Here is a 6,413-nt window from a genome sequence, read left to right as displayed (position 1 = left end):
CATCACTTCGAATTCCTCGATATGGATCGAGGTGAAGACGTCTTCCTTCACGATCCGCTCGGAGATCAGGATGGAGTCTTCGTAATTGTAGCCGTTCCAGGGCATGAAGGCGACGAGCACGTTGCGGCCCAGCGCCAGTTCGCCCAGCTCGGTCGAAGGACCGTCGGCGATGATGTCGCCCTTTTCGATCAGGTCGCCCACCTTCACCAGCGGACGCTGGTTGATGCAGGTGTTCTGGTTCGAGCGCTGGAACTTCATCAGCGTGTAGATGTCCACGCCCGACTTGCCCGGCTCGATATCGCCCGAAGCGCGGATAACGATACGGGTCGCGTCGACCTGGTCCACCACGCCGGCGCGCAGCGCGGCAATGGCGGCGCCGGAATCGCGGGCCACGGTTTCTTCCATGCCGGTGCCGACGAAAGGCGCTTCCGCCTTCACCAGCGGCACAGCCTGACGCTGCATGTTGGAACCCATCAGCGCGCGGTTGGCGTCGTCATTTTCCAGGAAGGGAATGAGCGAGGCGGCAACCGAAACCAGCTGCTTGGGCGAGACGTCCATCAGCGTGATGTGGTCGCGCGGCGCCATCAGGAACTCGCCCGCCTCGCGTGCCGAGATCAGATCCTCGACGAACGTGCCGTCGTCGGCGATTTCGGCGTTTGCCTGCGCGATCGTGTGCTTGGCCTCTTCCATCGCCGACAGATACACGACCTCGTCGGTGACCTTATGGTCGATCACCTTGCGGTACGGCGTCTCGATGAAGCCGTATTTGTTGACGCGGCTGAACGACGCGAGGCTGTTGATCAGACCGATGTTCGGGCCTTCCGGCGTTTCGATCGGGCAGATACGGCCATAGTGGGTCGGGTGAACGTCGCGGACTTCGAAGCCTGCGCGCTCACGGGTAAGACCACCCGGCCCAAGTGCCGAGACGCGACGATTGAGCGACACTTCGGACAGCGGGGTGGTCTCGTCCATGAACTGAGACAGCTCCGAGGAGCCGAAGAATTCGCGCACCGCGGCCACCGCCGGCTTGGCGTTGATCAGGTCGTTCGGCATCACGGTCGACACGTCGACCGAGCTCATCCGCTCCTTCACGGCGCGCTCCATGCGGAGCAGGCCGACGCGATACTGGTTTTCCAGCAGCTCGCCGACCGAACGCACGCGACGATTGCCGAGAATGTCGATGACGTCGATCTCGCCCTTGCCGTCCTTCAGGTCGACCAGGGTCTTCACCACCGCCAGAATGTCTTCGGTGCGCAGCGTCGTCACCGTGTCCTCGACATCGAGGTCAAGGCGCATGTTGAGCTTCACGCGGCCGACGGCCGAGAGGTCATAGCGCTCCGGATCGAAGAACAGGCCGGCGAACAAAGCCTCGGCGGTTTCCTTCGTCGGCGGCTCGCCAGGACGCATCACGCGATAGATTTCGGACAGCGCATGATCGCGTTCTTCGACCTTGTCGGCCGCGAGCGTGTTGCGGATCCAGGCGCCGGTCGAGATGTGATCGATGTCGAGCAGGTCGACATGATCGAAGCCGGCATTGTCCAGCTTCTCCAGATTCTCCGGCGTCACTTCGTCGCCCGCCTCGATATAGATGCGGCCGGTGGCCTCATCGATCAGGTCATAGGCGGAATAACGGCCGTAAATCTCTTCGGTCGGGATCAGCAGGCGGGTGAGCCCGTCCTTGCCGGCCTTGTTGGCGGCGCGCGGCGAGATCTTCGTGCCGGCGGGGAAAACGACCTCGCCGGTGTCGCCGTTGATCACGTCGTAAGACGGCTTCTGGCCACGCCAATTCTCGATCAGATAGGGGACCTTCCAGCCCCCCTGACCGCGGACGTAGCGCTGCGTCTTGTAGAATTCGTTGAGGATCTGCTCGCCGTTGAGGCCGAGCGCGTACAGGAGCGTCGTGACCGGCAGCTTGCGCTTGCGATCGATGCGGACGTTGACGATGTCCTTGGCGTCGAACTCGAAATCGAGCCACGAACCGCGATAGGGAATGACGCGCGCGGCAAAGAGATACTTGCCCGACGCATGGGTCTTGCCGCGGTCATGATCGAACAGCACACCCGGCGAACGGTGCATCTGGCTGACGATCACGCGCTCGGTGCCGTTGATCACGAACGTGCCGTTCGACGTCATGAGCGGCATGTCGCCCATGTAGACGTCCTGCTCCTTGATATCGAGGACCGAACGGGTGTCGGTGTCGGCATCGACCTCGAACACGATCAGACGCAGCGTCACGCGCATCGCGGCGGCATAGGTGATGCCGCGCTGACGGCATTCCTCGATGTCGTACTTGGGATCTTCCAGCTCGTAATTGACGAAATCGAGCTCGGCGGTGCCGGCGAAATCGCGGATCGGGAATACGCTGCGGAGCGTCTTTTCGAGACCGGAGACATAGCCGATCGAGGGATCGGACCGCAGGAATTGTTCGTAGGACTCGCGCTGAACCTCGATCAGGTTCGGCATCTGCACCACTTCGTGGATGTTGCCGAACACCTTGCGGATGCGCTTCTTCGCAGCCGTGGTCAGCGCGTTATGTGCCTTGGTCGCCATCGAATATCCTCGGTATCGGATCAGATCTGTCCGCCTCGCTGCGGATGTGGGGCCGAATGCGCGGAAGCTTTCCACGCAAAAAAGTGCGGATCCGGGCCTTCGGAACCGCACTGCAGCGTCTGTGGAACACGTCACCGGCCCCAATTCGTCGCGATCCACCCGCCATGCGGATCGTGTCCCGGGGCGGGACGGTGGCGGGCACGCGAGAGTCGCGTATCGCGCCGTTCAATCTCCCATGTAGGAATTTTGGCCGATTCGTAAACCCCCGCGTCGGCATTTTCCTGAACCGCCGACGCTGGACGTTCTTTCGTGGGTCTGGAAATAGGGAGGCCGTGCACATTCGCCAAGCCCTTCCCGAAGACGCAACCGCGATCGCGGCCATCTATGCCCATCATGTGCTCCACGGCACCGGGACATTCGAGGAGGAGCCGCCGACGCCTGCGGAGATGCGGCAACGCCTGAGCAAGGTGCTTGAACGCGGCTGGCCGTGGCTGGTCGCGGAGCAATCCGGCGTGATTGCCGGCTACGCCTATGCGGCCCAGTTTCGCGACCGTCCGGCGTATCGGTTCGCAGGCGAGGATTCGATCTATGTTCATCCCGATCATATCGGCGCCGGGATCGGCCGGGCGCTCCTCGACGCGCTGATGCAGGCCTCGGGCCAGGCGGGCTTCCAGCGGATGTTCGCGGTGATCGGCGATTCCGGCAACCTGCCGTCGATCCGCCTGCACGAACACGCGGGCTTCGAACATTGCGGAAAGCTTGACCAGGCGGGCTTCAAGTTTGGCCGCTATCTCGACGTCGTTTTCATGCAGCGCGTGATCTGACTTGTCGTCATCCCGGGCTCGACCCGGGATCCCGCTACTCTTACGACCAACAGCGCGTAAGCGATGAGGAGAGGCGTCATCCCGTCGCCGCCACGAACCCTGACTTGCGGGATCGATCGGCCCTACTGTCCGCTAGCCTACTCTGGCTGCTCCCGCTGGCGTGCCTTTGCGGCAGCGGCTGCTCAGCCGCCCCGGTCTCAGTCACGTTTGCAAGCTAAACAGGCGCTCTGGACAAAACGGAACAAAACATGTACATGCGATCTGGTCGATGATGATAATGACGCCCTCGCGGCGACACGGCTCTTTCTCATGTTGGTCAGACCGCACGATCCGGGGCTGCGCGCATCAAATCATTAAGTTCGTTTCTGGTGTTTTTTGGAAATCGTCCTCGTGAAAGCCGCGCTTTTCGCCCTCCCGATGCAGTCCGCGTGACGCATGAAAAAAGGGCGACCCATCGCTGGGCCGCCCTTCTTTTCTGATCCACAAGGGACCGGAGATCGTAAAGCTTACTTGAGTTCGACGGTCGCGCCGGCTTCCTCGAGCTGCTTCTTGATCTTCTCGGCCTCGTCCTTGTTGACGCCTTCCTTGACCGCCTTCGGAGCGGACTCGACCAGGGTCTTCGCCTCGGTCAGGCCCAGGCCGGTGATGGCGCGGACTTCCTTGATGACGTTGATCTTCTTGCCACCGTCGCCGGTGAGGATCACGTCGAATTCGGTCTTCTCTTCAGCGGCCGGAGCACCGGCACCGGCGCCACCAGCGGCCGGAGCAGCTGCGACGGCAGCGGCGGCGGAAACGCCCCACTTCTCTTCGAGCATCTTGGAAAGGTCGGCCGCCTCGAGGACGGTCAGCGTCGACAGTTCGTCAACGAGCTTCTGCAGGTCTGCCATGATTATCTCCATCCGGGGCATAGCCCCAATACGTCAGGTTGAATTTTATGCGTCTTCCTTGGCCGCATAGGCCCCGAACACGCGGGCGAGCTGACCGGCCGGCGCCTGAAGCACCGACGCCACCTTGGTCGCGGGCGCTGCAAGCAGGCCCAGGATCTTGGCGCGCAACTCATCGAGGCTCGGCAGCGCAGCGAGCGCCTTGACCCCGTTCACGTCGAGTACGGTATCGCCCATCGCGCCGCCGATGATTTCCAACTTGTCGTTGGTCTTCGCGAATTCGACGACGATCTTGGCGGCCGCAACCGGGTCTACCGACGTCGACAACGCCGTCGGACCCACCAGCAAATCGTGGAGGGTCGTGTAGGGCGTGCCTTCGGCGGCAATGCGGGCAAGGCTGTTCTTGGTCACTTTGTAGCTGGCGCCAGCTTCCCGCATCTTCACCCGCAGGGCCGTCGATTGCGCGACGGTCATGCCGAGATTGCGCGTGACGACCACAACGGACGTCTCGCCAAAGGTGCGGTTCAGCTCTGCAACCTGCTCGGACTTCTGAGCACGATCCATTGCCATTCTCCATATCGTCCGACGGTATACCGCCGGACGCATCAGCCTCCGACGCGACATGCGCCGGACGCATTCGAACCGCGCGAGCGAATGCTCGAACGGCAAAGTCCGATGGGGAATGGATACCTGACCTATTGGCGCGGACGCCTCTCAGGCAGACCGGAAGCCGCAAACACGACCGCCGGAAATCTCTTCCCCGTCTCGGCAGGACATTAAGAGAGGCAAAGCCCCCTCACCTGCTGTCTCGGACGGAATCTCCGCCCTCAGAGGGCAGAGAAGATGTGCCCCATAGCGGCGACACGGCGGATTGTCGAGTCGCCTCGGCGCACAAAAAAGGCCGGGATCGCTCCCGGCCTTTTCGTTTCCACGAGGAAGGGTGGCTTACGCCGCTGAAATCTCGGCCGTGTCGACCTTGATGCCCGGACCCATCGACGAGCTCACGGCGACCTTCTTCAGATACTTGCCCTTGGCGCCCGACGGCTTGGCCTTGATCACGGCGTCGACCAGCGCGTCGAAATTCGCGCGCAGATCCTCGGCCGGGAAGCTCGCCTTGCCGATGCCGCTGTGGATGATGCCCGCCTTCTCGACGCGATACTCGACCTGGCCGCCCTTGGCAGCCTTGACCGCGCCCGCGACGTCCATCGTCACCGTGCCCAGCTTCGGGTTCGGCATCAGGCCCTTAGGACCCAGCACCTTACCCAGACGGCCGACCAGACCCATCATGTCCGGGGTCGCGATGCAGCGATCGAAATCGATCGTGCCGCCCTGGACGGTCTCAAGCAGGTCTTCCGCACCGACGACTTCCGCACCCGCAGCGCGGGCTTCGTCAGCCTTGGCGCCCTTGGCGAACACGCCGACGCGCACGGTCTTGCCGGTGCCCTTGGGCAGCGTGACGACGCCACGGACCATCTGGTCGGCGTGACGCGGATCGACGCCGAGGTTCAGCGCGACTTCGATCGTCTCGTCGAACTTGGCGGTCGCATTGGTCTTCGCCAGGCTTATCGCCTCATCCACGCCATGCAGCTTCACGGTGTCGACCGAAAGCGCCTTCTGCTTCTTGCTCAGCTTTGCCATCGGATCAGCCCTCCACAACCTGCAGGCCCATCGCGCGTGCGGAGCCTTCGATGATCTTCGTCGCCGCTTCGATATCCGTGGCGTTGAGATCCTTCATCTTCGTGGTGGCGATTTCCGACAGCTGCGACCGCTTGATCGTGCCCGCGGACACCTTGCCCGGCTCCTTCGAGCCCGACTTCAGGTTGGCGGCCTTCTTCAGCAGATAGGATGCCGGCGGCGTCTTCGTCTCGAACGAGAAGCTGCGGTCCGCATAGACGGTGATGACCGTCGGCAGCGGCGTACCAACTTCCTCGGAACCCGTCTGGGCGTTGAACGCCTTGCAGAATTCCATGATGTTGACGCCACGCTGACCGAGCGCGGGGCCGATCGGCGGGGACGGATTGGCCTTGCCGGCCGGCACCTGCAACTTGATGTAACCCGTAATCTTCTTCGCCATGATTACCTCCTATGGCTTAGCGGTGCTGACGGCGGACCGAAGCCTGCCTCCCGCGGACATTCCCGGCTCGCGCCGGAATTC

At 62.6% G+C, this 6,413-nt stretch carries 6 protein-coding genes; 1 reads left to right on the top strand and 5 read right to left on the bottom strand.

Annotation, left to right across the window (positions count from 1 at the left end; all coding sequences use genetic code 11):
- On the bottom strand, positions 1-2,550 hold a 2,550-nt coding region (rpoB, locus tag ACOJSI_RS03220; RefSeq protein WP_420136816.1), incomplete at its 3' end, for a DNA-directed RNA polymerase subunit beta.
- A 332-nt stretch (positions 2,551-2,882) separates the two neighbouring features.
- On the opposite strand from rpoB, the gene ACOJSI_RS03215 reads away from it, so the two are divergent.
- Complete coding sequence (locus tag ACOJSI_RS03215; RefSeq protein WP_420136815.1) at positions 2,883-3,374, top strand: GNAT family N-acetyltransferase; 492 nt, start codon at positions 2,883-2,885, stop codon at positions 3,372-3,374.
- 506 nt (positions 3,375-3,880) lie between these two features.
- Here ACOJSI_RS03215 and rplL read toward each other — a convergent pair.
- The 4 genes from rplL to rplK form a co-directional block, all read right to left on the bottom strand.
- Positions 3,881-4,261 carry a 50S ribosomal protein L7/L12 gene (gene rplL, locus ACOJSI_RS03210; RefSeq protein WP_420136814.1) on the bottom strand — a complete coding sequence of 127 codons (381 nt, stop codon included), beginning with the start codon at positions 4,259-4,261 and terminating at the stop codon, positions 3,881-3,883.
- Between the two features lie 45 nt (positions 4,262-4,306).
- Entirely contained in the window at positions 4,307-4,822 is a 516-nt protein-coding gene (gene rplJ / locus ACOJSI_RS03205; protein WP_420136813.1) for a 50S ribosomal protein L10, read from the bottom strand.
- Positions 4,823-5,203: 381 nt separating this feature from the next.
- Positions 5,204-5,896, bottom strand: a complete 693-nt coding sequence (gene rplA / locus ACOJSI_RS03200) for a 50S ribosomal protein L1 (RefSeq protein WP_420136812.1) — start codon at positions 5,894-5,896, stop codon at positions 5,204-5,206.
- 4 nt (positions 5,897-5,900) lie between these two features.
- On the bottom strand, positions 5,901-6,332 hold the full coding sequence (gene rplK, locus ACOJSI_RS03195) for a 50S ribosomal protein L11 (protein WP_420136811.1): 432 nt from the start codon (positions 6,330-6,332) through the stop codon (positions 5,901-5,903).
- Positions 6,333-6,413 lie beyond the last annotated feature (81 nt).

Origin of the sequence: Sphingomonas sp. (genome assembly GCF_048595155.1) — a bacterium.
Classification (GTDB): domain Bacteria; phylum Pseudomonadota; class Alphaproteobacteria; order Sphingomonadales; family Sphingomonadaceae; genus Sphingomonas_I.
Note: the sequence above shows the minus strand (reverse complement) of the source record. Positions and strands in the feature narration are given on the sequence as shown.

Excerpts from the sequence above, each read along its gene's own strand:
- rplL (WP_420136814.1), bottom strand. The coding sequence starts at position 4,261 with ATGGCAGACCTGCAGAAGCTCGTTGACGAACTGTCGACGCTGACCGTC.
- rplJ (WP_420136813.1), bottom strand. The coding sequence starts at position 4,822 with ATGGATCGTGCTCAGAAGTCCGAGCAGGTTGCAGAGCTGAACCGCACC.
- rplA (WP_420136812.1), bottom strand. The coding sequence starts at position 5,896 with ATGGCAAAGCTGAGCAAGAAGCAGAAGGCGCTTTCGGTCGACACCGTG.
- rplK (WP_420136811.1), bottom strand. The coding sequence starts at position 6,332 with ATGGCGAAGAAGATTACGGGTTACATCAAGTTGCAGGTGCCGGCCGGC.